At 64.5% G+C, this 25,782-nt stretch carries 26 protein-coding genes; 18 read left to right on the forward strand and 8 right to left on the reverse strand.

The genetic code is table 11. The annotated features are described in order from the left end of the window. The first annotated feature begins 244 nt into the window (after nt 1–244). From QXZ85_RS03125 to QXZ85_RS03135, 3 genes are read left to right on the forward strand one after another with little or no spacing between them, the layout of a single operon-like run. On the forward strand, nt 245–1,066 hold the full coding sequence (locus tag QXZ85_RS03125) for a sulfurtransferase/chromate resistance protein (RefSeq protein ID WP_315807069.1): 822 nt from the start codon (nt 245–247) through the stop codon (nt 1,064–1,066). Then, nucleotides 1,063–2,454 carry a chromate efflux transporter gene (chrA, locus tag QXZ85_RS03130; protein WP_316173436.1) on the forward strand — a complete coding sequence of 464 codons (1,392 nt, stop codon included), beginning with the start codon at nt 1,063–1,065 and terminating at the stop codon, nt 2,452–2,454. Before QXZ85_RS03125 ends, chrA begins: the two co-directional genes overlap by 4 nt. A 35-nt stretch (nt 2,455–2,489) precedes the next feature. Further along, nucleotides 2,490–3,377: a DUF1259 domain-containing protein gene (locus QXZ85_RS03135; RefSeq protein WP_315765438.1), complete on the forward strand. Its 888-nt coding sequence runs from the start codon at nt 2,490–2,492 to the stop codon at nt 3,375–3,377. A 19-nt stretch (nt 3,378–3,396) separates the two neighbouring features. Here the strand turns inward: QXZ85_RS03135 and QXZ85_RS03140 are convergent, their stop codons facing one another. Next, the gene (locus tag QXZ85_RS03140; RefSeq protein ID WP_315700643.1) at nt 3,397–4,239 is read right to left on the reverse strand and encodes a MurR/RpiR family transcriptional regulator; all 843 of its coding nucleotides are present in this window, start codon (nt 4,237–4,239) and stop codon (nt 3,397–3,399) included. Between the two features lie 432 nt (nt 4,240–4,671). Between QXZ85_RS03140 and QXZ85_RS03145 the strand changes: the two genes are divergently transcribed. Continuing rightward, nucleotides 4,672–7,020 carry a phosphocholine-specific phospholipase C gene (locus QXZ85_RS03145; RefSeq protein WP_315700644.1) on the forward strand — a complete coding sequence of 783 codons (2,349 nt, stop codon included), beginning with the start codon at nt 4,672–4,674 and terminating at the stop codon, nt 7,018–7,020. A gap of 70 nt (nt 7,021–7,090) precedes the next feature. Here QXZ85_RS03145 and QXZ85_RS03150 read toward each other — a convergent pair whose 3' ends face one another. Next, complete coding sequence (locus tag QXZ85_RS03150) at nt 7,091–7,555, reverse strand: GNAT family N-acetyltransferase (RefSeq protein WP_315700645.1); 465 nt, start codon at nt 7,553–7,555, stop codon at nt 7,091–7,093. 337 nt (nt 7,556–7,892) lie between these two features. Between QXZ85_RS03150 and QXZ85_RS03155 the strand changes: the two genes are divergently transcribed. The 7 genes from QXZ85_RS03155 to QXZ85_RS03185 all read left to right on the forward strand — a co-directional run bounded on the left by QXZ85_RS03155 (nt 7,893) and on the right by QXZ85_RS03185 (nt 13,599). Further along, nucleotides 7,893–9,023 carry a sensor histidine kinase gene (locus QXZ85_RS03155; protein WP_315700646.1) on the forward strand — a complete coding sequence of 377 codons (1,131 nt, stop codon included), beginning with the start codon at nt 7,893–7,895 and terminating at the stop codon, nt 9,021–9,023. Between the two features lie 154 nt (nt 9,024–9,177). Continuing rightward, complete coding sequence (locus tag QXZ85_RS03160) at nt 9,178–10,140, forward strand: PDR/VanB family oxidoreductase (RefSeq protein ID WP_315700647.1); 963 nt, start codon at nt 9,178–9,180, stop codon at nt 10,138–10,140. Between the two features lie 25 nt (nt 10,141–10,165). After that, entirely contained in the window at nt 10,166–10,369 is a 204-nt protein-coding gene (locus QXZ85_RS03165; protein ID WP_315700648.1) for a hypothetical protein, read from the forward strand. Between the two features lie 210 nt (nt 10,370–10,579). Next, the gene (locus QXZ85_RS03170) at nt 10,580–12,214 is read left to right on the forward strand and encodes a SagB/ThcOx family dehydrogenase (RefSeq protein WP_315700649.1); all 1,635 of its coding nucleotides are present in this window, start codon (nt 10,580–10,582) and stop codon (nt 12,212–12,214) included. Between the two features lie 65 nt (nt 12,215–12,279). Then, on the forward strand, nt 12,280–13,014 hold the full coding sequence (locus tag QXZ85_RS03175) for an ankyrin repeat domain-containing protein (protein ID WP_315703062.1): 735 nt from the start codon (nt 12,280–12,282) through the stop codon (nt 13,012–13,014). Next, the gene (locus QXZ85_RS03180) at nt 13,011–13,325 is read left to right on the forward strand and encodes a hypothetical protein (RefSeq protein ID WP_315700650.1); all 315 of its coding nucleotides are present in this window, start codon (nt 13,011–13,013) and stop codon (nt 13,323–13,325) included. Before QXZ85_RS03175 ends, QXZ85_RS03180 begins: the two co-directional genes overlap by 4 nt. A 28-nt stretch (nt 13,326–13,353) precedes the next feature. After that, nucleotides 13,354–13,599 carry a hypothetical protein gene (locus QXZ85_RS03185; RefSeq protein WP_315700651.1) on the forward strand — a complete coding sequence of 82 codons (246 nt, stop codon included), beginning with the start codon at nt 13,354–13,356 and terminating at the stop codon, nt 13,597–13,599. 228 nt (nt 13,600–13,827) lie between these two features. Here the strand turns inward: QXZ85_RS03185 and QXZ85_RS03190 are convergent, their stop codons facing one another. Further along, the gene (locus QXZ85_RS03190) at nt 13,828–14,277 is read right to left on the reverse strand and encodes a Rieske (2Fe-2S) protein (protein WP_315700652.1); all 450 of its coding nucleotides are present in this window, start codon (nt 14,275–14,277) and stop codon (nt 13,828–13,830) included. Nucleotides 14,278–14,389: 112 nt separating this feature from the next. Here QXZ85_RS03190 and QXZ85_RS03195 point away from each other — a divergent pair, with 112 nt between their 5' ends. After that, complete coding sequence (locus QXZ85_RS03195; RefSeq protein ID WP_315703063.1) at nt 14,390–15,028, forward strand: glutathione S-transferase family protein; 639 nt, start codon at nt 14,390–14,392, stop codon at nt 15,026–15,028. A 7-nt stretch (nt 15,029–15,035) separates the two neighbouring features. Here the strand turns inward: QXZ85_RS03195 and QXZ85_RS03200 are convergent, their stop codons facing one another. Beyond that, a complete protein-coding gene (locus QXZ85_RS03200) occupies nt 15,036–16,748 on the reverse strand; it encodes an ATP-binding protein (protein WP_315700653.1) in 1,713 nt (570 codons plus the stop codon). A 31-nt stretch (nt 16,749–16,779) separates the two neighbouring features. After that, entirely contained in the window at nt 16,780–18,402 is a 1,623-nt protein-coding gene (locus QXZ85_RS03205) for a flavin monoamine oxidase family protein (RefSeq protein ID WP_315767367.1), read from the reverse strand. 121 nt (nt 18,403–18,523) lie between these two features. On the opposite strand from QXZ85_RS03205, the gene QXZ85_RS03210 reads away from it, so the two are divergent. The 6 genes from QXZ85_RS03210 (at nt 18,524) to QXZ85_RS03235 (ending at nt 22,492) form a co-directional block, all read left to right on the forward strand. Then, nucleotides 18,524–18,934 carry a nuclear transport factor 2 family protein gene (locus tag QXZ85_RS03210; protein WP_315703064.1) on the forward strand — a complete coding sequence of 137 codons (411 nt, stop codon included), beginning with the start codon at nt 18,524–18,526 and terminating at the stop codon, nt 18,932–18,934. 150 nt (nt 18,935–19,084) lie between these two features. Then, entirely contained in the window at nt 19,085–19,492 is a 408-nt protein-coding gene (locus QXZ85_RS03215; RefSeq protein ID WP_315700655.1) for a hypothetical protein, read from the forward strand. Nucleotides 19,493–19,494: 2 nt separating this feature from the next. Beyond that, the gene (locus tag QXZ85_RS03220; protein WP_315767464.1) at nt 19,495–20,013 is read left to right on the forward strand and encodes a hypothetical protein; all 519 of its coding nucleotides are present in this window, start codon (nt 19,495–19,497) and stop codon (nt 20,011–20,013) included. Between the two features lie 33 nt (nt 20,014–20,046). Beyond that, nucleotides 20,047–20,262, forward strand: a complete 216-nt coding sequence (locus QXZ85_RS03225) for a hypothetical protein (RefSeq protein ID WP_316193612.1) — start codon at nt 20,047–20,049, stop codon at nt 20,260–20,262. Between the two features lie 66 nt (nt 20,263–20,328). Continuing rightward, nucleotides 20,329–20,916: a cysteine dioxygenase gene (locus tag QXZ85_RS03230; protein ID WP_315700658.1), complete on the forward strand. Its 588-nt coding sequence runs from the start codon at nt 20,329–20,331 to the stop codon at nt 20,914–20,916. Then, nucleotides 20,876–22,492, forward strand: a complete 1,617-nt coding sequence (locus QXZ85_RS03235; protein WP_315700659.1) for a rhodanese-like domain-containing protein — start codon at nt 20,876–20,878, stop codon at nt 22,490–22,492. The genes QXZ85_RS03230 and QXZ85_RS03235 overlap by 41 nt, the downstream gene beginning before the upstream one ends. Nucleotides 22,493–22,735: 243 nt before the next feature. Here QXZ85_RS03235 and QXZ85_RS03240 read toward each other — a convergent pair whose 3' ends face one another. From QXZ85_RS03240 to mmsB, 3 genes are all read right to left on the reverse strand, one after another. Then, complete coding sequence (locus QXZ85_RS03240; RefSeq protein ID WP_315700660.1) at nt 22,736–22,888, reverse strand: hypothetical protein; 153 nt, start codon at nt 22,886–22,888, stop codon at nt 22,736–22,738. An 18-nt stretch (nt 22,889–22,906) separates the two neighbouring features. Continuing rightward, the gene (locus QXZ85_RS03245; protein ID WP_315700661.1) at nt 22,907–24,364 is read right to left on the reverse strand and encodes a putative sulfate exporter family transporter; all 1,458 of its coding nucleotides are present in this window, start codon (nt 24,362–24,364) and stop codon (nt 22,907–22,909) included. A 223-nt stretch (nt 24,365–24,587) separates the two neighbouring features. Continuing rightward, complete coding sequence (gene mmsB / locus QXZ85_RS03250) at nt 24,588–25,778, reverse strand: multiple monosaccharide ABC transporter permease (RefSeq protein WP_315700662.1); 1,191 nt, start codon at nt 25,776–25,778, stop codon at nt 24,588–24,590. Nucleotides 25,779–25,782: the final 4 nt, after the last annotated feature.

Raw genomic sequence — 25,782 nt, forward strand, 5'->3', positions numbered from 1 at the left:
AGCGAACCCATCATCGTTCGCGCACCTGTCCGACGGTGATGGACGTCGCTTCACCTATGTGAAGCAGGCGGTTTCAATCCGCGGCTCCTGTCGTGCGGAACCGCATCCCTCAAGACATCGTCATCGGCCCGGACTGCATTGACAGTGACGGCCGAAGGCGATTTGATGAGGTCCACGGGGATTGCGATCTCCCCGCGAGGCGACATGCCCAAGTATCGCGTCCTGATTTTTGAAAGGGCGCAGCATGTCTACTTCATATACCTCCATCTCATCGGAAAAACTGTCCCGGCTGATCGGCACGTCCAACGCGCCGGCGCTGATCGATGTCCGCACCGACGAGGATTTTGCTGCACACCCGCGGCTGATCCCGGGTGCGAGCCGGCACTCGCACCTCGACGTTCAATCGTGGGCTCCAAGCCTTGCTGGGCACTCCGTCGTCGTCATCTGCGAGAGGGGCCAAAAGCTCAGCGAGGGCACAGCCGCATGGCTGCGCTACGCGGGCGTCGCCGCCGAGATCCTGGAAGGCGGCCATGCCGGCTGGGTCCAGGCCGAGCACCCGACCGTCCCGATCACAAAGATTCCCAAACGGGACGAGCACGGCCGCACCGTCTGGGTCACGCGCGCGCGACCCAAGATCGATCGCATCGCATGCCCGTGGCTGATCCGGCGCTTCGTCGACCCTGCTGCTGTTTTCCTGTTCGTGGCCTCGTCGGAGGTCGCAGCCGTTGCCGAGCGCTTCGAGGCGACGCCCTTCGACATCGAGAACGTGTTCTGGAGCCATCGCGGCGGGCTCTGCACCTTCGATATCATGGTGAAGGAATTCGGCCTGACGACGCCAGCCCTTGAACGTCTCGCCACCATAGTCCGCGCGGCGGACACTGCGCGGCTCGAGCTCTGTCCGGAAGCGCCGGGGCTGCTCGCCGCCTCGCTCGGGCTCTCCCGGATGTTCGACGACGATCTCGCGCAGCTGAATGCCGGCCTGCTCCTCTATGATGCGTTCTATCGCTGGTGCCGAGACGCGACCAAGGAGACGCACAACTGGCCGACCAACAAGGCGATGCCATGACCGATGTCGCGGCAAACCGAAAGGCCGCCCCGCAGGCCCAAGCTCACGGGATCGCCTTCACCGAAGCGCTCGTGGTCTGGATTCGCGTAGCGATCCTCAGCTTCGGCGGGCCGGCCGGTCAGATCGCCGTGATGCACCGGATCCTGGTCGAAGAGAAGAACTGGATTTCGGAAGCGCGTTTCCTGCATGCGCTCAACTACTGCATGCTGCTGCCCGGTCCGGAGGCGCAGCAGCTCGCCACCTATATCGGCTGGCTGCTGCATCGGACCGTCGGCGGCATCGTGGCGGGCGGCCTGTTCATCCTGCCCGGCATCTTCGCGATCATGGGCCTGAGCTACATCTATGCGGCCTATGGCAATGTCGGTTTCGTCGAAGCTCTCTTCTTCGGGCTCAAGGCGGCGGTGCTCGCCATCGTCATCCAGGCAGTGGTGCGCGTCGGCAAGCGGGCGCTGCGCAACCCGGTGATGATCGGCCTCGCGGCGATCGCTTTCGTCGCCATCTTCTTCTTCGCTGCGCCATTTCCGGTGATCGTCATCGCCGCTGCCGCCATCGGCTTTGCCGGCGCGCGGCTCGGCAGGACGGAGTTCGCGCCCGTCGAGCACGGCGGGAAGAGCTCCGCCGCGATCGACAGCATGCTCGGCGAAGCCGTGCCCGATCACATCAGGCCGAATCCGGCCAGGACGCTGCGCGTCGGGGCCGTGTGGCTCGCGCTCTGGCTCATTCCGGTGTTCGCGCTCCTCATCGGCCTCGGGCCCAACGACGTGTTCAGCCAGATCGCGATCTTCTTCAGCAAGATGGCGCTGGTGACGTTCGGCGGCGCCTACGCGGTTCTCGCCTACGTCGCGCAGCAGGCCGCCGAATACTATCATTGGGTCCAGCCGCGCGAGATGCTCGACGGCCTGGGCATGGCGGAGACCACGCCCGGTCCGCTGATCATGGTGGTCCAGTTCGTGGGCTTCATGGCAGCGCTGCGCGAAGCCGGCGGATTGCCACCGATCCTCGCCGGCACGCTCGGCGGCCTGCTCGCGACCTGGGTCACCTTCACGCCGTGCTTTCTCTGGATCTTCGTCGGCGCGCCCTACATCGAAGCCTTGCGCGGCAACAAGGCGCTCGCAGGCGCGCTGTCGGCGATCACGGCCGCGGTGGTCGGGGTGATCCTGAACCTCTCGATATGGTTCGCGCTGCATACGCTGTTCCGGCAGACCGTTGCGATCCAGAGCTTCGGTCTGGCCTTCGATGCGCCGGTGCTACGCAGCGTCGACCTGCCGGCGCTCGCGCTTTCGGTCGCGGCCGCAATTGCGATCTTCCGCTTCAACGCGGGGATGCTCGTCGTCCTCGCCGCTTCATGCATCACCGGCATCCTGCTCCGCTTCGCGGGTGTCATCTGACGAAAGGGGCTGACAAGGATCGGGAGTGAAACATGATGACGATAACGAGAATGATCGCCGCTTTGGCCGTTGCCGCGCTTCTGCCCGGCGCCGCCGCTCAGTCGATCGATTGGAAGAAGGTGGATGCAGCCCTCGGGAAGAGCGCCAGCGTCAGCGGCGAGGTCCACCGTTACGGGCTGCCGCGATCCGACCTGCACGTCACCCTCGATGGCGTCGAGATCAAACCGGCTCTCGCGCTCGGTGGCTGGGTCGCCTTCGCACCGATGCATGGTGAAGCGATGGTGATGGGCGATGTCGTTCTGCTCGATACCGAGATCACGCCTGTCATGACCAAGCTTCTGAACAGCGGCCTCGAGATTACGGCCATCCACAACCACCTGCTGCGATCCTCGCCCGCCACGTTCTACATGCATGTCGCCGGCCGCGGCGATCCCGAGAAGATGGCGGCGGCGATCCGCGAAGCGCTGTCGACCGGAAGCAAGACCCCGTTCGAGCCGCCGGCCACGACGGCCAGCGCCGCACCGGCGCTTGATCTCGACACCGCAAAGCTCGACGAGACCATGCACGCAAAAGGCAAGGCGGTCGGCGGCGTCTACCAGTTCGGCATCTCGCGCCGGCAAGCCGCCACCGAGGGCGGCATGACGGTCAGCGCGGCGATGGGCGGCGCCAACGGCATCAATTTTCAGCCGACCGGCAACGGCAAGGCGGCCATCACCGGCGACTTCCTGGTGACGGGCGACGAGGTCAATCCGCTGATCCGCAGCTTGCGCGAGGGCGATATCGAGGTGACCGCGATCCACAGCCATATGCTGGACGAGCAGCCGCGCATGTTCTTCATCCATTTCTGGGCCAATGACGACGCTCAGAAACTGGCGCGAGCCGTGCGCGCGGCGCTCGACAAAACAGCGGTCGCACAGAACTGATCGGAGCGGCTGCAGCCGTTCAAAACCGCTTCTCGGACAGAATCCGCGCGGCGTGCTGCAGCCGGTCGACGGAGCGCTCGGTGTCGGTCAGGGCGCAGCAGCTGACCAGGGTGTCGATGATGGCGAGCTGCGCGACTCGGCTGCTCATGGCCTCCGGCCGATATCGGGTTTCGTTGGCGACCGTATAGAGCAGAACGTCGCAATGCGCGGCGAGCGGCGACTTGCCGAGCCGCGTGATGCCGATGGTGCGGGCACCCGCCTCGCGCGCCAGCCGCGTCGCCAGCACGGTCTCGACCGTACTGCCCGAGTGAGACACGGTGACCGTGGTGATGGCCGGGCCGGTCATCCCGGCACTGACCGCCTGAACGTGGGAATCGACGACGGCGCTCGCGGCAAGGCCGAGTTGCAGCAGGCGGTAGGAGAGATCCTGCGCAATCGGCGCCGAGCTTCCGATGCCGTAGATTTCGATCCGCTGCGCTTCCCTCAGCAGGCTCGCCGCCTTCGCCAAGGATTCCATCGAGAGCAGGCGGCGCGTCTCATGCAGCGACGCGGCATGCGCGGCAAAGATGTGGTCGGTGACGGTGGCCGGATCGTCACCACGATGCAGATCCTCTTGGATCAGGCGCACCGGCTCGATCAGATCCCGCGCCAGCAGGATCTTCAGCTCCTGAAACCCGCGTACACCGACCCGACGACAAAAGGAGACGATGGTGCCTTCGCTGACGCCACATGTCTCGGCGACGTCGGTGATCGACATGTGGATGAAGGATTCGGACTGCGCGATGATCAGCTCGGCGATCTGCCTCGCCTTCGGCGGAAGGTCGGTCTGCAATTCACGCACGCGGGAGAGGACACCGTTCACGGACGGTCCTGCATTCAAGGTCGGAAGTGTCACCCGCGCCCCCGCGTACCACGTGAGAATCCGTTTGGTAGATCATCCGGAGCGAAGTGCAGTGCCGGTTGTGATGTCAATGGCTGCTTGTTTGCCGGATGTGTCCGGCGCGACCTGCGCTGTGCTCCGGTCCGCGCGCGAAGGCTCGCTCTCCTGTCTGACGATGTCACCGGCCGGTCGCGCACGGATGCGATCATTCTATTCCTCCTGCCACCCTGCGAATTCCCTATGAATACCCGATACTGAGAAAATCTCATAGCAAATTCTCATAGAAATAAAAAATTCACACCCACGTCAACTCCCGCTGCTACGCCCCGTCCCGCTGACGCGCAGTGCGCCACACGCGCGCACACCGCGATCCGTCGTTTCGAACCGTTTCAACCCAGGGAAGGGCGATACAGGATGACTACACGTCGTAATTTTCTGGCGGGCGCCACCGCGGCGGCTGCCTTTGCCAGCATCCGCCAGGCGCTGGCCATTCCGGCGCGGCGCCGGACCGGCACCATCATGGACGTCAAGCACATCGTGATCCTGATGCAGGAGAACCGCTCGTTCGACCACTATTTCGGTACGATGCGCGGCGTGCGCGGTTTCGGCGATCGCTTCCCGATCCCGCTCGAAAGCGGCAAGCCGGTGTGGTTCCAGTCCGACGGCACCCGTGAGATCCCGCCCTATCACCGCGATTCCTCGACCTCGAACGCGCTGGTGGGCTACGGCACCCCGCACTCCTTCGGCGACAGCCAGCCCGCGTGGAATCAAGGCAAGATGGGCTACTGGCCCAAGTACAAGACTCCCTACGCGATGGGCTATTTCGGCCGCGACGACATCCCGTTCCAGTTTGCGCTCGCCGAGGCGTTCACGCTGTGCGACGCCTATCACGCCTCCGTCACCACCGGCACCGACCCCAACCGGATCGTGTTCTGGTCGGGCTCCAACTTCAATCCGGCGCTGCGCGCGCAGGGCATCAACTGCACGACCAACGATTCCGAGCCCAACAACCTGCGCTGCTGGCCCAACCCTCACACCTGGGTGGACGGCCTGCCGCAGCCCCAGCCGAACTACAAATATGTCGGCAGCGACTTCGCCTGGGACACCCTTCCCGACCTGCTGAACAAGGCCGGCGTCAGCTGGCACATCTATCAGGACATGAACGACAATTGGACCGGCGCCATGCACGGCTGTCTGGCGTTCTCCAGCTTCCGCCATGCCCAGCCCGGCGATCCCAACTACGTCCACGGCCTGACCGGCGGCCCGGACTATCTGGACCGGCTGAAGGCCGACGTGATGGCCGGCACCCTGCCGCAGGTCTCGTGGATCCTGCCGACGCAGGCCAACTCCGAACATCCCGGCGGCGGCAGCCCGACGCGCGCCGGCAATTTCACCGACCAGGTGCTGGAAGCCCTGACCGCCAACCCCGAGGTCTGGAGCCAGACCGTCTTCTTCCTCACCTTCGACGAGAATGACGGCTTCTTCGATCACCTGCCCGCGCCGGCGGTGCCGTCCTATGACATCAACAACAACCTGATGGGCAAGGCCACGCTGCCGCTCGATGGCGAGTATTTCTCCAACACCGTCGGCAACGTCCTGAACAGCGCCGACACCATCAGCGGCAACATCCGGCCGTGGGGTCTCTCCGCGCGCGTGCCGATGTATGTGGTGTCGCCGTGGAGCAAGGGGGGTTGGGTCAACTCGCAGGTGTTCGACCACACCTCGATCGGACGTTTCCTCGAGCAGCGCTTCGGCATCAAGGTCGACGCCATCAGCCCCTGGCACCGCGCCATCTCTGGCGATCTCACCTCCGCCTTCGATTTCGCGAGCCCGAACGATCCGAGCTTCCCGGAGCTGCCCGACCAGAGCAACTGGCAAGCTTCGGATGCGCATCAGAAGACGCTGCCGGCCCCCGTCGCGCCGGCGACGCCGCAGCCGCTGTTCCAGGAGACCGGCGTGCGTTATTCCCGCGCGCTGCCCTACATCCTGCACGCCACCGCGCAGGTCGATGCCGGCAACAACAAAGTCAAGCTGCTGTTCGCCAACACCGGCTTTGCAGGCGCCGTGTTCCACGTCTACGACAAGCTGCACCTCGATCTGATCCCGCGCCGCTACACGGTCGAGGCGGGCAAGATGCTGAACGACGAATGGACGGTGGGCGCCGACGGCCTCTATGATCTCTGGGTGCTCGGCCCCAACGGCTTCCATCGCCAGTTCAAGGGCGACCTCAGCAAGGTCGCGCAGAAGAACGCGCCGAACCCCGAGATCTTCGTCGGCTACAACGTCCACGACGGTGGTCTGCACGTGCAATTCCGCAACGACGGCCACAGCCACGGCGAGGTGGAGTTCACGGTGAAGTCCAACGCGATCTATGGGCCGCTGCTCGGCGTCCGCGCTTCGGTCGCCGCCGCGGATCAGCCGATGTGCCCGGGCTTCGGTCCGCGTCCCGACTTCCATCCTGTGGGCTTCGGCCAGGTGCCTGGTTTCCGGTGGGCGCCGGACTTCCGCGCGCCCGGCTTCGGCTTCGGTCAGCCGGTCTTCTTCCCCGGCCCCGGCCTCGGCGGTCCCGGCACTTCGTGGGAAGTCGAAGTCCACGGCCGTCCCAAGGAACTGTACTGGAATCTGCGCAAGACCGGCTTGTGGTATGACTTCGTCATCACCTGCGAAACCGACGATAGCTTCTATCGTCGCGTCGCCGGCCATGTGGAGACCGGCCGCGCGTCGGTGAGCGACCCCGGCATGGCGCTGACCGATCGTTTCTAAGCTTTAGCAGCGCAATCATCACAGCGACTGAGGCGCCCGCGCCGGCGCCTCTTTCATTTCATGCTGGCCGTCATTCCACGCCTTCCGCCAGCCGGCTCACAGCTTCGGCCGGCATGATCCAGCGTCGCCACTCCGGGTCCTCGGTCGCGCCGAGGCCGCGATAGAACGACTGAGCAGCTGCGTTGTCGTTCAGCACGAACCAGCAGAAGCGCTCATGCCCCGTCGCGCGGGCGTGCCTCGCCATCTGCCGCAGCAGCCTTTGGCCGACGCGAGCGCCTCGCCACTGCGGATCGACGTAGAGCCACTTCAGCATCAGCAGCGGTCGCAGCGTATGCATGAACGGGATCTCGTAGTGCACCGCCATGCCCGCGAGAGCCCCTCCGCCTGCATCCGCGACATAAGCGCCGAATTCGGGCCGCTCCCCGAAGCCGCGGCGAAGCAACTCCGCTTCGGTAAGATTGAAATCCTGACCGCGCTCGAAGCTGACGATCGCATGCATGAGCCGAAGCAGCTCCGGCACGTCACGCTCGGTCATCGGGCGTATCGCGCTCGGCGGGGTGCTGGGCGGGAGGAAGCTTTCGGAACTTTGCATAGAGAGCACCATTGACGATCTGTGGACCAGGACATGGTTCGACAAAAGCACGCCGCGACCTTGAGGATAACGACCGGCATTGCCATAACTCATTACCATTCCACACATTCAATTACCGAGACCGGCTCTTGTGGCCTTCTGCGGTCCAGTGTCGCGCGGATCCGGCAAGACAGTTCTCCTCTTCCGGGTGGCCCCCGCGAGAAATAGCTGCCATAATCGCAGCATAACGGGGGTATGCCGCGTGGCTTCTCACTCTCCGCTGCCAGAAGCAGTGGCTCGCGTGTTCATCACCGACGAGCTGGCGAACCGCGTCTCGCCGCCTCCAGATTACCTGCGCGAGAAGTTGGCCGTCCACGAACTGGCACGGCATATGTCCGGGCCGCCGGATGCCGTGATGACCCATCTGGTCGAACTCGCCAGGGACATCTGCGCAGCGCAATCCGCCGGGATCAGCATTCTGGAAGAGGATACAGATCAATTCCGCTGGTTCGGCCTATCGGGTACGCTGGCCGTGTTCGAAGGGGCCACGACGCCGCGCAATTTCAGCCCGTGCGGCGTCTGCCTCGATGTCGGCGGTCCGATCCTGATGGCGCGGCCGGAGCTGGCCTATGATTGGATCCGGGATGCCGACATCACCGTCCCGGAAGTCCTGCTGGTTCCGCTCAAGATCGAAAACGGCGCTCAGATCGGCACTCTCTGGATCGTATCGGAGACCCCTGGGCACTTCCACCAAGGCCATGCCCGCATCATGACGGAGCTGGCGGCTTTCGCAGGTCTGGCGCTGCGCATGGTGCAAGGCGAGCAGCGGCTACAGGCCGCGCTTGCAAAGCAGGAAATGCTCACACACGAGATGAGCCATCGGGTCAAGAATTTCTTCGCGATCGCAGAGGGACTGGTCCGCATGACCGCGCGGGCCGCCAGCACCAAGGATGAGCTCGAGACCAATCTGTCGGGGCGCTTTCGCGCGCTGTCGGTTGCCAATGCGCTGGTGCGGCGATCCTTCGGAGATGATCAAGCCCAAGGCGTCACCTTCGATGAACTCATCCAGCGCATCCTGCTGCCCTATCACAACGAGACGCCCGTGCCGCATGGGCCGACGCTCGTGGTCGGCGAGCGCGCCATCAACGACCTCGCATTGATCTTCCACGAGATGGCGACGAACGCCGTGAAGTACGGGGCTTTGAGCCAGGACAGCGGGAAGATATCCATCGACTGGTCCGCGGACGATCATCTCGTTCGCGTGGTCTGGAACGAGACCGGCGGCCCCGCGGTCGGTGAACCCGCATCGACCGGCTTCGGCATGCGCCTGCTCCAGGCCACGATCACCAGCCTGGGCGGAACGATCAGCTATGATTGGCAGCCCGAAGGTCTCTCGGCGACCTTGACCCTGCAGCGCGCAGCGTTGCGCTGAGCAGTTGCCCCCGATACGTCGGACCAGCTGATCCGCTCCTCTGCCCAATCTCAAGGCGGTCTCGACGCGCGTCGCGGCTCGCTCTCCAATCGTCCTCCGCTTGGCCCCCTCCTTGCATCGCCTCATCAGCAGGTTGGTTTGATGGAGTGGAGCAATGACAGACGCCCTGCACACAGTCGTCGTGGCCAGGAAGGCCATCGAAGCCTACAACATGGCCTCGTTCGAACTGGTCCCTGCAGACGATCAGCCGCTGCCGGGGTTCACCCCGGGCAGCCATATCGACGTCACCCTGCCGAACGGGCTGATCCGGCAATACTCGCTCTGGAATAGCTCATCCGAGCGCAACCGCTACTGCATCGGCGTGTGGAAGGATGCCAACAGCCGCGGCGGCTCCAAGGCGCTGCATCTCGACATCCAGGAAGGCGACAAGCTACAGGTCAGCCGTCCGCGCAACCGTCTGAAGGTGCCGAAAACCACGACGCGCGCGTTGCTGCTTGCCCGCGGCATCGGCGTGACGCCGATGCTCAGCATTGCCGACGCTTTGAAGGCGAAGAACATCCCGTTCGAGCTGCATTATGTATTCGCGCTGATGTCGCCGGATTCGTTCCGCAGCACCATCGAAGCGTCGTCCTTCGCCGAGAACACCACGTTTTACAAGGAATCCAGCGAGGACAACCAGCTCCTGAAGCCCACGACCGTGCTCGCAGATCGCCCCGAGGATACGCAGCTGTTCATCTGCGGGGTGGATTGGTGGCAGGATCCCATCATCGCGCTCGCCAAGCAGAAGGGCTTCGCCGAGGAGCGCATCCATGTCGAGCGTTTCACCGCCAAGGCAGCGGCGGCCCTGCTCGACAAGGTGTTCGAGGTCAAGATCGCCTCGACCGGCGCGACCTTCAAGATCCCCGGCGACAAGACAGTTACGGCCTTCCTGGAAGAAAGCGGCGTCAAGATCCAGACCTCGTGCGAGCAAGGCATGTGCGGCACCTGCAAGACCAAGGTGCTGGAAGGCGAGATCGATCATCGCGACAAGCGGCTGTCGTCCGAGCAACGCGCGCAGGGCTATTTCCTGCCTTGCGTCTCGCGCGCGAAGGGCGACACGCTGGTGTTGGATTTGTAACAAGGCCGGACACGGGAGCGCTGTTGTGACCTCCGAGGCCGATCATTGGCGGACCGCCTGGATCATCGCCGAGCAATATGGCAGCGATGGCGCCGCCTTTGCGGACCAGATGGCATCGAGCTTCAAGATCGGCCACAAGCTGGAAGCGCACCGGACATGGCTCTCGATCAAGGCCAAGGTCGAAGCCCTGACATTGCGGGAACGCTCCGAGCCTGTCGTGACGCAATGAAGATTACGATGTTCTGAATCGGACAGAGCGCATAGCTCTGTCCGGAATCGAACAATCCTGATCCCGCCCGCAGACGGATTCGCGCTCCCGTTCTGCCCCATGGCCCTCGGCGGAATCGGGAATAGAACTTGCTACATCGGAGACGGCCGGACTACGGCCACCAACCGTGAGCGGGCGCTGTGCGCGCCCGCTCTGCGAGAGGAATATTGCGTGCCGACTTCCATTGCTCCAAGGCCTGCGACGGACGCCGAGCTCACCTTGAGCTATCACGTCCGCACCAAGCATAGCCTCAAAGCCTATGCCGCCGGCCCCGAGACGTTGGATTGGGACGCACAGCCCAATCCATTCCGCGAGTTCGCCGACGCCGCACGCATCGCGCTGCCGCTGACCTCGGATCGGCTGGCGACCACGTTCGCGCAGCTCCATGAGGCGGGCACGCCATCTGCGCCGCTCACGATCGACAACATCGCTTTGCTGCTCGAACTCTCGTTCGGGCTGGCTGCCTGGAAAGAGTTCGCCCCCGATCGCTGGGCGCTGCGCTGCAATCCCTCCAGCGGCAATCTGCATCCGACCGAGGCCTATGTCATCGCGGAGAACGTCGGCGGTCTCGCTGACGGACTCCATCACTATGTGAGCCGCGATCACGTACTCGAGCAGCGCTGCAGACGCACGGCGCCATCGCAAGGACCGTCACGCCTCTGGCTTGGCCTCTCGTCGATCCATTGGCGCGAAGCCTGGAAATACGGCGAGCGCGCCTTCCGCTATTGCCAGCTCGACGTCGGCCACGCGCTCGGCGCCATCGCCTACGCCGCCGCGGCGCTGGGCTGGCGCAGCCGTGTGGTCGAAGATGCCGACAGTCGAGCGCTGGCTGCATCGATGGGACTCGATCGCGCTTCGGATTTTTCCGGCGTCGAAGCGGAAGATGCCGAGTTGTTGCTCGCGATCGAGCCGCGTGATGCGGCTGGTGCTCCGCCTGCCGCGCCCGAGGCTCACGCGGCGGCGGACCAGTGGAGTGGGCAAGCCAACCGGCTCGATCCCCATCCGCTTTATCGCTGGCCGGTGATCACGGAGGTCAGTGCAGCGACGACAGGCGAAGGTCACGGCGACGCCGAGGCCTCGCCGCCCTGCCCGCCTCTCCACACTACGTCGGACGCACGTGCGGCCGAGATCATCCTCGGGCGCCGCAGCGCACAGCGCTTCGATGCCAGGTTCACCATGCGCGGCGATCAGTTCTATCACCTCCTCGATGCGCTGCTGCCACGGCCGACGCTGCCGTGGGATCTCTGGCGCTTCACGCCCCGGCTGCATCCGATCCTATTCGTGCATCGGGTCGAGGGCGTCGCGCCTGGCGTCTATGCGCTGCCGAGGCGTGCCGATGCCGAGCATGCGCTGCGCCGAGCGCTACGCGCCGATTTCGACTGGCGGCGCGTCGACGGCGCTCCCGCGCATCTTCCGCTGTTCCGGCTGCTGCCGACCGACTGCCGCGGCGTGATCCGCACCGCAAGCTGCCACCAGGCGATCGCCGGCGACAGCTGCTTTGCGCTGGCCATGCTCGCCGAGTTCGAAGGCCTCGTGCGCGCCAATCCCTGGCGCTACCGCCAACTGCATTGGGAAGCCGGGCTGCTCGGCCAGGTGCTGTATCTGCAGGCCGAAGCGGCGGGCCTGCGCGGCACCGGCATCGGCTGCTTCTTCGACGATTCCGTGCACGAGATGCTGGGCATCACGACGCAAGAATTCCAGACGATCTATCACTTCACCGTCGGCCAGCCCTTGACCGACAGTCGCATCACAACGCTCGCCGCCTATCCCGGCCGCATGCGCAACGAAGCGGGAGTTCTGTCATGAGACCGCGCATTCCCTTTCAACGCATCGACGTCGGGTTCGCAGCGGAGCTCTTGCAGCGCGGCGACGTGCTGCGCTTCGACGTCCGCGATGCGGCCTCATTCGCACAGGCCCACATCGACGGCGCACAGCATCTCACCCAGCGCAACCTGTCGGAGTTGATCACAACGACGGCTAAGCGCACACCCGTCCTGATCTACTGCTATCACGGCAACGCCAGCCAGGAATATGCCCAGACCTTCTCCGACCTCGGCTTTACCGAGGTCTACAGCCTCGATGGCGGCTTCGAGGCCTGGCGGCTGCAAAGCCCTGCCGGCCGCGCAGTGACTATCAGCGAGCCGCTGGCGCGCTGGCTCGCAGACCATGGCTTCCCCGGGCAGGACGTGAACGCGACCATCGCCAACCGCACGACGCCGCTGATGAAGGCGGCGCATCTCGGCGACGTGGCCATGACGCGCGAACTGCTCGCGGCAGGCGCCGCGATCGCAGCGACCAATGCCGACGGCAACAACGCGTTGTGGCTCGCCTGCGTCGGCAGCCATCTCGACGCCATCGATGTGTTGGTCGAGGCGGGCATCGATATCGACAACCGCAACGACAATGGCGCGACCGCGCTGATGTATGCATCATCATCCGGCAAGGCCGGCGTGGTCGCACACCTGTTGGCCAAGGGCGCCGCCACCGGCACCGAGACGCTCGATGGTTTCACGGCACTCGATATGGCCGCCTCGCTCGAATGCCTGCAGCTGCTGCGCCGCGCGAGGCAAGCAGGCGCTGCCCCCCTGCGCGAGGCGAGCGCATGAGCATCATCGAACACGATTTCGGCCTCAAGCTGCGCCAGACCGAGCGGCGCTTCCGCAAGCTCTTGAGCCTCAACGCGCTGCACGAAGCCAACGTGCGGGCCAACCCGGTGCCGTATCTCGAGCGCGCCAGCGAACGAATCTATCAGCTGGAAAAGGCGCTGTTCGAGGCGGTGCAGGCGGCAACGCCAACCACGGACGAACCGGCTGACACCGTCGTGGTCGGCAAGGCCGAATATCAACGGCTGCTGAACTGCCAAGCGATCGTCGCGGCGGCGTTCAGCAGCCTCGTGTCCGATGATAGCGAGCCCTGAGCTCAGCCCAAGATAGGAGATAAGGTGAATGTCGGAGCCCGCAGGCTTTTTCGTGGATTGGGACGGCAATCTGCGCAGCACCGCCGATCCGGGCGGGGGGTATCTCTGCGAGACGGATATGGTCGCGCGCTATGTCGCAATCACGACCAAGACCGGGACCCTGGTGCACGAAGCCACCTATTTCAAGACGGTCGCCGACGTCGAGAAGGCCGGCATCAAGGCCCCGCTGGTTCCAGGCAGCCACCCATGGGGAAAGAAGGAGGACGGGTTTTAGCGGAGTTGGGACCGTCGATATCGCGCGCCATGACCTGGAGATGCGTAGGGCGGGCAAAGGCGCGAATGCGCCGTGCCCGCCAATGATCTGTTTGCTGCTTACGCTGGGCACGCTTCGCTTTGCCCATCCTACGGATCTAGCATGCCGCCAATTCAAGACCTTGCCCGAGGAGCCGCGCAAAGCGCGGCGTCTCGAAGGGCGCCCCACAACAGCAGCATCAATGGTTGACTAATCCGGATGGATCATGATCTCCATGGTATCGTCCAGCTCCTCGAACGGATCCGGAATTCCGTCGTCCTCGACCAGCGTGACGCCGCACAGGCAGACATCACCGTCCACCACTGCAAGCGCGATGGGCTCGAGACTCTCCCCCTTGCACGGACCGTCGATAGCGGCGCCGCTCTCGATCTCGAACGTCGCGCCGTGGCGGCCGCATTTCAGCAGGCTACGGTCGTCATTGAAGAACTGGCCGCTGCCGATGTTGAGCCACTTGCCCTCATGCGGGCAGGAATTGACGTAACCGACGAAGCCACCAGCGGCCGTATGGACGATCACGATCGGGAACGGCCGCGCCTCACCATTGTCGCCGATGCGCGACAGGCTGAAGGCCTTGGCGTCACCGGGCGCGATGCTCCTCGCGGAACAAATAACGAAGACATCCGGTTCGCGGGGTGTCATGGCTCGCCCTCTCACAATCCTCACGACAGAGACAACTGCACCGATCCTTGCATGAAGCATGCCGGGTGGGCGCGCCGGTGCGCCATCCGGTATGGGGACAATGATGGCCATCATGAAATTCTACATGACGCCGGGCTCGTGCTCGACCGGCATCCACATCATCCTCGAAGAGCTGGAAGAGGTGTTCGAGGCCTACATCGTCAACCTGCCTGCCGGCGACAATTTCAAGCCGGACTATGTCGCGATCAATCCGAAATCGACGATCCCCGCTCTGGTTCGCGATGACGGCAGCGTGCTCACCGAGGTCCCCGCGATCGCCTATTGGCTCGGGCGGACGCGACGGTGCGGCAAGCTTTGGCCTGCCGATGTCGAGACCGAAACCCGGCTGATCGAGGCCATGAGCTACATCGCCGGCACGGTGCACGGCCATGGCTTCGCACGCATCTTCGCCACCCCTACCTTCAGCCGCAATGAAGCCGATCAGGAATCGGTGCGAGCACTCGGCCGCAATATCGTGATCAAGGGCTTTGCGGTCTTGAACAAGATGCTCGATGAGCGCCCCTATCTGGGCGACGCCTTCACCGTCGCCGATCCGATCCTGTTCTATGTCGAATTCTGGGCCGACAAGACCGGCATTACCCTGCCCGCAAACCTCGCCGCGCATTACAAGCGGATGCTCGCGCGCCCCGTCGTTCAGCAAGTCCTACGCGAGGAGGGCTACAATCCGGCCACGCTCGGGCAGGCCGTGTAGACCGCGCCTACTCCGCCGCAAGCGCCACGTCGTCGCCGAGATCGATGCCGCGGAAGATCGCGCAGCGCCGGAACACCTCGATCGTCGGCCGAACGCCTTTGTGGTGGCAATATTTGGCGACCAGTTTCGCCAGGCCCTTGATGTCGCGCCCGGAAGCGCCCGGAAACGTCTCGACCAGGACATCGACCAGCGCGATCTCGACCTTGAGGCCGAACTGCTCGCTCATGACCTGCCAGATGCGGCGGCGCGCCTCGGCGTCCGGGGAGGTGAACTTGATCAGCGCGATGCAGCGCGACACGATGGCCTCGTCGATGTCGTCGATGCGGTTGGTGGTCAGGAACAGAAGCCCATTGAAATATTCGAGCACGCGCAGGAACACGCCGACGACCGCGTTCATGGTCATGTCGTCCTCGCGGCGCTTGATGTAGACGTCGGCCTCGTCGATCAGCATCACCGCGCCCCAGCGCTGCGCACGGGTCAGCGCCTCCTTCAGCGCATTCTCCATCGCGGCGACGTTGAGACCGAGCTGCCCGGAATGCACCCGGTACAGCGGCCGGCCGATGATCTCGGCATAGACTTCCGCCGTCAGCGTCTTACCGACGCCGGGCGGGCCCGCACACAGCACCGTGGTGCCTCCGGATTTGCCGGCGACGATGTCGTCCATCAGCAGATCCATCTCGGCCGTGAGGATGTCGATCAGGTCGGTCTGCTCCTCCGGAAGCACCAGCTTCTGCTTCAGGTCGGGCTGGTAGGCATAAGGCTCCATGTCATCGGCGTGCACCCAGATATAATGGTGCAGTTCGAGATGGAACATGAGCATGTAGGGATGCACCGGAATGCGGCAGAACAGGCCCTTCGGAATCGCGGCGCGGGATTGCTCGACCTCCTCCTCGGCTTCATAGATATTGCTCTTGGCCGCTTTCCGCAGATATTGCCCGAGGATGTCTCCGGTGACTTCCAAGGTCAGGGCCCGCTCCGTCAGAATGCCTTCGTCGTTGACCAGCCGCGCCGCGCCGCCGCCGGACGACAGCACGATCACGTCCTTGCGCGACCAGTCGATGTCGCGATGCGACGAGTTCGGATCGTCGGCGAAGAAGCCGGTGCCGCGGCCGGAAAATTGCGCGCCGTAGCGGCCGCGCCAAGCGAAATAGCTCTCGGTGGTCTCGTCATAGGCCGCAATCAGCTCGGGCGTTTCCTTCAGGAAGCCCTTGGCGGCGAAGATCTCCGCAACCGTCCTGCCGACGATGTCGCCGGCGGAAATCCGCAACGTGGCGGTCGTGATCGCGCCCTTGGCGTTCGCCTTCAGCTCGATAAAGACGCGGCCCGCCTCGTCGTTCGATGGCGCCGTATAGTCGAGCCGAGTGACCACATAGGGCAGCGGCCGGCTCGCGACATTGGCGGTGAACATCCAGCCGCGGATCGCGTCCGCGATCAGATAGCGGGCGATCGCCGGCAACACGGATTCGAGCTCATTCTCTGCGAAGCGCGTTCCGGTATCGGCGAGGGCGCGTTGCAGGGTCGCGAGATGGGCGGCGCGGGCGTGGAACTCGGGTCCGGCCTGCTGATAGGACGCGCGCAGCGCGTCGACTTCAGCGCTCGCAAGCTGCGCAAAGTCGACCTCGACCTTGTCCCCGAACCGCAATTGCTCCTTGAGCGGTGCAAGATGCGGAAACGCCGCGGCCATCGTTTCGATGAAGGGCCGTTCGATCTGCAGCTTCATGCGACATCATACCTGTCAGTTCGGGTCATGCTCACGACGCTACGCCGCTCGGCTGGCGCGCCGCCGCCTCCGCCTTCATCAGCAGCAACCGATTGGCCGCGAGCGAGAATTCCTGCCAGGCGGCGGCGATGTCGCGCAGAATGGCCTGCACGTAGTCCTTCGAGGGCTTGTGCTCGTGCGGGAAGTTCGACAGCGCGCAGGAGGTACGATTGAAGGCGACGGCATCGTCGAGCAGCGACTGCATGAAGTCGCGGAACGGCTTCTGCACCTCCGGCGTCAGGGCGGACCGGCCGCGCTCGACCGCGACGTCGCGCATGTCGAGGCTCAGCGCCTCCAGCACCTTGAGTGCAGCGGCGAATACGGATTCCATGACGCCCAGAACAGCCAGCTGCGTCAGCTGCTCGCGCTGCTGCGCGGCGAGGCTGCGCGTGAGCCGCTGCCGGTAATCATCGAAAGCAGGATCGCGCTGCGCGATCACCCAGGAGGCGAACCAGGCCAGACTTGCGGCATTGCCTGACAAACCGGAATCGATCGCGATCTGCGGGCGCGCCGTGCTGCCTTCCGTCGCGGAGTTGCTCCGCGCCAGCGCACGCTCGATCCGCCTGGCGGCGTTGACTGCGCCCTCGAGATAGCCGGCCGCGTGACTTGCGGTCTCGGCGGAGCCGAGATGCAGCCGGCCGTCCCACAGCGCCCTGCGCAGCATCGGATTGGCGATCTCGATGTGCTCGCCAGGCGGATCGGAACGGTCAGCAGCGCTGCAGGTGAAGCGCTCGCTCGCCCAGTCCTGATAATGCTGCTCACCATCGTCGAGTGCCGATCCGAACAGCTGCACCATCTGGCTCGCCATCAGCATCGGAAGCCCGACTGTGAAGGTCTCGCGCAGCTCCGGTGAGAATGCCAGGAAGCCTCCGAGCGCGGCCTTGGCTCCGTCGGCATCGCAGGCGTCGAAGATCTCGCCGACCACCGCCTGTTCATGGCTGACGAACGCGTTGCCGGAATGGCCCTTGTCGCGCCAATGTGCGCGGTCATAGGCAATCAGTACCTTGGCCTGCGCCGCCATCCAGGTCGCGGCATTGTGCATCGCCTCCGACGTCGCCTCGTCGAGCTCCGGCGAAAAGCTGACGCGGTCGGCCAAGAGACGCGGCGGCACGGCCAGGACGACCCGCTTGGCATCGATGGCGACGGACTCGGTCGCGGTCGCGAAGACGAGCCGGACGTGGGTCGCGCAATCGACGATGCGCGTCAGCTCATAGCCGAGATGGATTTGCTCCTGCGGCAGCTCGCGCGCCAGCGTGGCGACCAGGCTGGCCATGCCGCCCTGCACCCGCTGCGCGCCCTGATGGATTGGCGGCCCGCTGATCTGCTGGGCCGCCTTGTCGGCGTCGGTCAGGTGCAGCACCGTGCCGTCATCATGCTGAGGGAAATGGACCAGCCCGAGTTCGCCGATCAGGCTCGTGAGCAGCGGCTGCGTCTCCGGCCAGAACCAGGTCGGGCCGAGGTCGAGCGCCAGCCCGGAGCCGGCCGCGACCGACAGGATCCGTCCGCCAAGCCTGTGTCGGGCTTCGAACAACGCGAACGTCGTTCCCCTTTGCTGCAGGCTGCGCGCCAGTGCCAATCCGCACAATCCACCCCCGACAATGGCCGTTTCGAGCATGGTCAAGACCTCGCATGATGCGTTGCAAGGACGGCCTTGCAAGATTCGCGCAATGCCCGACGGGCGCGCGTCCGTCCAATTGCTGCTTGATTTCCGCACCACCTTGGCCCAGGCCATGGATATGAGCGACGCCAGCGAGATCATCGCCGCCAATGCGGCCTTCTACGTAGCCTTCGCGGCCGGCGACTTTGTCGCGCTCGCCGCGGTCTGGTCCGATCAGGAGACGATCTCCTGCATTCACCCGGGCTGGCCGGCGATCGTCGGCCGCGCCGGCGTGATCGGCAGCTGGCGCGAGATCCTGAAGAATGCCGCGCGGCCGCAAATCGTCTGCGCGGACCCCTATGCGATCGTCGATGGCGACCACGGCCGCGTCGTCTGCATCGAACTCGTCGACGGTGCGCCGCTCGCAGCCACCAATTATTTCCGGCGCGTCGACGGAGCCTGGCGCATGGTCCATCACCAATCCAGCGCGATTGCCCAATTCGCCGCGAGCGTGGACGACCAGACCGAGCACGGCCGCAGCATCCACTAACTGGCACGAAATTTGATTTGCACGATACAACCGGCCGTATTCACCGGTTTGTCGAATGTCGTGCGTCGGATGTCGGCCAATGTCCGGTTCCGCGCTGGGGTGGTTTGCGCACTGTGGAAGGCAGCGTGCAGATCGCGAGGGAGGAATGCGATGGCGCGTGCACTGACGGCCTATCTGAAACGCGCTGACGTTCCGGCGCGCAAGGCGCTGCAGCAGGCGATCGATCGCCTGCCATTCGCGTTGATGCTCGACGATGCTTATGCCCCGTTCGAAACGGCCGGCTATCTGCCCTGCACGCTCGACGGCGAGGACGCCGGCTTCGACCTGCGATTCAAGGACGCGGCCGCCGAGCTTGCAGCAACGCCCGCGCTGCAGAGCGCGATCGGCGACCGCGACGTGGCGATCTCCTGCAAATGGGGCGGCGATCCGCGCGAGGAAGCGGCCGCGCTGGCCGTGTGTGCGGCTTTCATGCGGGAGTTCGACGCGATCGTCGTGCGCGACGGCGCGCTGCTGACATCCGATGACATGCTCAGGCAGGCAAAGGGAGCACTGGTATGAACATGACGGCTCCGCTGCAACCGAGCGCCATTCAGGCCGAGCCTGCTGAACTGGGCGAGTGCGGCTTCCGCCTGCTGATGATCCGGCAATTCAACTCCGGCGCGGTGCCGCCGGCGTTCGCGATCATCGACCAGTGCGTGATGCGGATGCCGCAGAGGATCGGCCGCCACGGCGTCTCCTTCGCAGCGACCTTCCTGCCCGAGGTGATGAATTGGCTGATCGATCACCTCGGCCGCCCGTCGCTGCACGACGCCTCGGGCCGCGCCTATCGCAATCCGCGTTGGCCGGTCGTCTGCTGGCACGACCAGGAACGCCTGTGGCCAAGTGGCGCGCTCACCGTCGAATGGTTCGCCGAAGTCGCCTTCCAGGACACCGCGTCGTGGCTGGCCTTCAGGACGCATTGGCGGGAGCGGCTGCAGCCGACAGGCGCGGATCGTGCCGAGGAGACAGCGGAAGCGAACCGATGCGCAACGCGCGTGACGCAAAATGAATCAGCTGAGGACGCACTCCAGCAGGCATGATCCTGCCAAACTTGCGCGAGCGCGGATTTGGCTATGTTCGACGGCAGCAGCCTCGTGCTATCCAAACGGGATGCCGAAGCTTGCGTGGAGGTCCTCGTGCGCTACGTCTCGTGGTTCGGTCACTGGATCTATCGCCTCATTCCGACGCACGGCCCGCAAGGGCGGCAGACCGCGAGACATCCGGGCATGCCAGCGCAGCTGTCGGCCGAGGATCTCTTCTACATCGCAATGCTCGGCCCTCACGTGTGAGCCGGAGGACCGTGACTGCGTCGCGTGGTCAGATCCTTAGCTCACTCAGGGACGAACAGGTTTGGGATGAGTGACATTACGAGGTTGCGCACCTTCGTCGTCGACACGGCGCGCCTTTTGCAGAACGAAACCAGCGAAGCCACGATCCTCGCGCAGCTGGCGCCAAGGCTGGAAGACCTGATCCGGCACGATGACTGGCTTCCCGAGGTCTCCGCGAGTACGGCAGGCGACCATTATCGGCAGCATCTGCTCTACGCGGACCCGCTTGACCGCTTCTCGATTGTGAGCTTTGTCTGGGGCCCGGGCCAGGGCACGCCGATCCATGATCATCGCGTCTGGGGCCTGGTCGGGGTGCTGCGGGGAGAAGAGATTTCGGTGCGTTACCAACAGCAGCCTGACGGCTCGCTCCGTGCCGGCGCACCCGAACGGCTGACGGCCGGCCAAGTCGCCGCGGTATCGCCTGCAATCGGCGATATCCACGCGATCTCGAATGGCCTGTCGGACGCGTCCTCGATCAGCATACACGTCTATGGCGGCAATATCGGTCGTATCCGCCGCGCGGTGTACGACGCGGAGACTGGCGCTGCCCGCGATTTCATTTCCGGATATTCGAATGACACTGTACCAAACCTCTGGCCCGGTCACCCTGCCTGAACGGACAGCGCTGTTATCGCCGACCGAGCTGCGCCTGCGCTGGCGCGCAGGCGATGAAGTTGCGCTGCTCGATGTGCGCGAGGAAGGCCCCTACTCGCTGTCGCATCCGTTCTTCGCGGTCTCGCTGCCGCTGTCGCAGATCGAGCTACGGATTCTCGACCTGGTGCCGAGGCTCTCCGCCCCTGTCGTCGTCTATGACGATGGTGAAGGCTATGCCGCGCGCGCGGTGCCGCGGATCAAGGCGCTCGGCTATACGGACGTCGCGATCCTCGACGGCGGGCTTGCCGGGTACGCGTGGGTCGGCGAAGTGTTCCGCGACGTCAACGTGCCGAGCAAGGCCTTTGGCGAATTGGTGGAGGCGGTCAGGCATACGCCGTCCCTTTCGGCCGACGAGGCCAAGGCGCTGATCGAGACGGAGTCCAACCTCGTCGTGCTCGATGCCCGCCGCTTCGAGGAATACCGCACCATGAGCATTCCGCGCGGGATCAGCGTGCCCGGCGGCGAGCTCGCCTATCGCGCACGCGAGATCGCGCCGTCATCCGACACCACGATCATCGTCAACTGCGCCGGGCGCACGCGCTCGATCGTCGGCACCCAGTCGCTGATCAACGCAGGGCTGCCGAACCGAATCTACGCGCTGCGCAACGGCACCATCGGATGGACCCTGGCCGGCCATCAGGTCGAGCGCGGCAAGACCGCGCGGTTTCTGGAGCGGCCGCAGGCGAGCTACGCCGCGGCGTTGGAGGATGCGAAGGCCTGGGCCGAGCGGGTCGGGGTCAAGAGCCTCGATCGCACGGCATTCGAGCGGCTGCGCGCAGAAGCTGGCCAGCGCACGCTGTATTGCCTGGATGTTCGCACGCCCGAGGAATATGCCGCCTCGCATCCAGATGGCTTCGTCTCCGCGCCAGGCGGCCAGCTGGTGCAGGCCCTCGACGAATGGATCGGCGTACGTGGTGCCCGCCTGGTGCTGTTCGATGATGACGGCGTGCGCGCCCGGATGACGGCATCCTGGCTGGTGCAGATGGGATGGGATGCGTCGATCGTCGGTCCCGATGTCATCGCGGCAGACGACGCCGGCGTTCGTCCGCCACGTCGGCCGCGCCTTCCCGATATCGGCGAGGCGGCGATCAGCGCCGATGAGCTTGCCGCCGATCCCTCCGCCTGGACCATCGTCGATCTCACCCGCAGCCCGACCTATAAGGCCGGCCACATTCCCGGCGCGCATTTCGTGCTGGCGTCCCGCTTTGCCGAGGACATCGCGAAGCTGCCGGGTGACGGCGGAATCGTGCTCACCAGTGAGGATGGAGCCGAGGCCGCCTTTGCGCTGGCCGACGCACGAACGGCGACGAAACGCCAGTTCCGCGTGCTCAGCGGCGGCACGCGCGCCTGGACCGCATCCGGCCGTGAGCTCGATCGCGATCGGCCGTCGTGGATCTCGGATGCAAACGACGTCTACAAGCGTCCCTATGAAGGCACCGACAACGCGTCAGCGGCGATGCAGGCCTATATCGACTGGGAGCTGCAGCTGGTGGCACAGCTCGCCAATGACTCGGTGTCGAATTTCCACGTGGTGTAGCAGCGAGATCCGTAGAATCTTAGGGTGAGCAAAGCGAAGAGTGCCCACGCTTCGAGACCAGCGAGCACAACGTGGGCACGGCGCATTCGCGCCTTTGCCCACCCTACGCATCTACTTCAAGGCACGATCTCGACATCGTCATTGCGAGCGAAGCGAAGCAATCCAGGGCCAGGAAAGCAGCCTGGATTGCTTTGTCGCATTCGGCGCCTCGCAAATGACTCGATCGGTTGAACTACGCGCTTGTCAAAGCTGTGCCGGATACAGGTGATTGATCGCGACCAGGATCACCAACAGCACGATGCCGAGGCCGAGGCTGTAGCCGATCAGCTTCTTCTCGATCGGCAGCAGCGGCTCGGCCCCATTGTTGTTCTGCGCATTCAGATCATTGGCTGACATGGCCACTTCTCCTCGAACTCAGCTGGCGAGCGGCGGCTTGATGCCGCTGAAGAACAGCCAGGAAATCAGTAAGCCGACCCAGATCACGAAGCCGAACAGGCTGACCACATAGACCGCGGCGAGCTTGCCGAAACCGTCCTGCCAGAGCTTGCGGAAATCCGACAGCACGCCGATCGAGAAGAAGGTCAGGATGAAGAAGATCACCCGGAACACATTGGCCTCGCCCGCCGCCGCAGGCAGCGCCTTCGCGATCTCGGGCGTGGTGCCGACCGCAAGCCAGAGCGAGATTGCGAACACGACCACGAAGCCGAGAATGAATTTCGGGAATCGCTCCCAGATCTCGGAGGTCTTTGCCTTGTCGGCGCGAGGGGTGATGTAGTTGGTCCAGATATAGCCGAGGATGAAGGCCCAGATGCCGATGAAGATGTCGATGAACACCTTCACGGTGGCGGTGGTCGCGAGAATCCAGCCCGGCTGATATTTGATGCCTTCGGCAGCCGCCTTGGCCATGATCAGCGATTCCGTGATGCCGCCGCCGGCCACCGCCGCGCCATCGGTCTTGATCGCAAGGCCCATCCAGGCGCCGGCGACCAGCGGCTCCTGCCACAGCAAGGTCTGCGCCAGGAACGGCAGGATCAGGATCTCCACCACCGCGAACACGACAACCAGCGAGGAGACCAAAATCGGCACCGAGGGGCGCGCGCGGATGGCGCCGCCGGTGGCGATCGCCGCGGCCACGCCGCAGATCGAGATGCCCGATGCGAGCGGCACCGACCATTCGCGGCTGAAGCCGAAGAATCTGCGGGCGACGAAATACACCACCGACCAATAGATCAGATAGGCCTCGATGATGGCGGCGACGCCGCGCAGCAGGACCGAGGACGCGAGGTTGAGCCGGCCCGCTGCGGTGACCGCGATGGTGGCGCCGAGGATCACGATCGCGATCTTGATGTAGAGTTCGGGGCGGATCGCCTCCTTCAGCCACTCGGCAAAACGCGGGAAGAAATTGGCGATCACCAGGCCCGACAGCAGCGCGACGACGAAGCCGCCCTCATTGGTCAGCTTCAGCGACCAGGCAATGCCGAATTTCTGCTGCTCCGCCGGCGTAACTGCCGCAACATAGGCATAGCTGCCGACGATCCAGCTCGCATAGGCGATCGCGAATACGACGGTGAAAGCGAGCGCGAAACGCTTGACGTCGCCGCCCAGCGCCGCAACCCCGGCTGTGAGTACGACCAGCAGCGATGCAAAGGTCGCAATCAGCGCACCGAGACCGCCGAGCGCCGCATAGCCCTTGGCGACCGGTGCCAGCGCCTTGCCGATGTCGGTATAGACCGACGTCGTCACCGCCCAGCCGAGCAGATCGGTGCCGGCTAGGCTGAACAGAGCGAGTGCGAAGACCAGCACGCCGATCACGAGCGCCAGCCAGTCCTCCGTCAAGCTTCCCTTGGAGACGACCCCTGTGGCGGGTCTCACCGCAATATCCGACATAAAATCCCCTCAGCGCCCAGCGCGGCTCAGCCGCTGCAATCCGCGCGTTATGAAACCATGTCGGGGCAAGCAGGCAATCTTATAGAATTTTTTTCTTCGTCTTATCTGGAGCACAAACACCGCGCCGAAGTCCCCCGGAGTAGGAGAACGTTCCTGTGCGGTGCCTGTTGCGGGCGCGGCTGCGCCACGCAACGGCCTTGGAGCCACGCTAACGGCGCTGGTTGTAGACGTCGATGCAGACCGCGCCCAGCAACACCAGGCCCTTGATCACCTGCTGATAGTCAATGCCGATGCCGAGGATCGACATGCCATTGTTCATCACGCCCATGATCATGGCGCCGATCACCGCACCGCCGACGCGACCGACGCCGCCATAGGCCGACGCGCCGCCGATGAAGCAGGCCGCGATCACGTCGAGCTCGAAACCGAGGCCAGCTTTCGGGGTCGCGGTGTTGAGACGCGCGGCGAACACCAGGCCGGCCAGCGCCGCCAGTACCCCCATGTTGACGAAGGTCATGAACACCAGCCGCTCGGCCTTGATGCCCGAGAGCTTGGCCGCCTTGGCGTTGCCGCCGACCGCATAGATCTGCCGGCCCACCACCGTTCGCCGCGTCATGAAGCCGTAGAGCGCGATCAGCACGGTCATGATCACGAGCACGTTGGGCAAACCGCGATGCGAGGCGATCAGGAAGGTGAAGTACAGGATCACCGCCGCCAGGACGAGGTTCTTCGCAGCGAAGAAGGCGTAAGGCTCGACCTCGATGCCATGCGCCTGCTCACGCGAGCGCCCCTTCACGCTGGCATAGACCAACGCCAAGGTGAGCAGTCCGCCGATCGCGAGCGAGGTCGGATAGAGATGCGCCGCGCTCGGGAACATTTCCGGGATGAAGCCGGAGGACAGTTTCTGGAAGGTTCCTGGGAACGGTCCGACCGACTGCCCCTGCAGCAGCGCCAGCGCCAGGCCCTTGAACACCAGCATGCCCGCCAGCGTGACGATGAAGGAGGGAATGCCGAAATAGGCCACCCAATAGCCCTGCGCCGCGCCGATCGCAGCCCCGACCACGAGACAGGCCAGAATGGCGAGCGGAAAATCGACGTGGTAGCGGACCATCAGCACGGCGGCGACCGCGCCGACGAAACCTGCGACCGATCCGACCGACAGATCGATATGCCCGGTGACGATGACCAGCAGCATGCCCAGCGCCATGATGACGATGTAGCTGTTCTGCAGCACCAGGTTGGTCAGGTTGAGCGGCTGCAGCAACGTGCCGTCGGTCATGAATTGGAAGAACAGCATGATTGCAGCCAACGACAGCATCATGCCGTAGCTGCGCAGATTGTTCTTCAGGAAGCCGCCGTGCGGCCGCTCCTCGGGAAGCGAAACCGTCTTGTCGGTCATGATC

Origin of the sequence: Bradyrhizobium sp. SZCCHNGR1005 (assembly GCF_032489995.1) — a bacterium.
Lineage (GTDB): Bacteria > Pseudomonadota > Alphaproteobacteria > Rhizobiales > Xanthobacteraceae > Bradyrhizobium.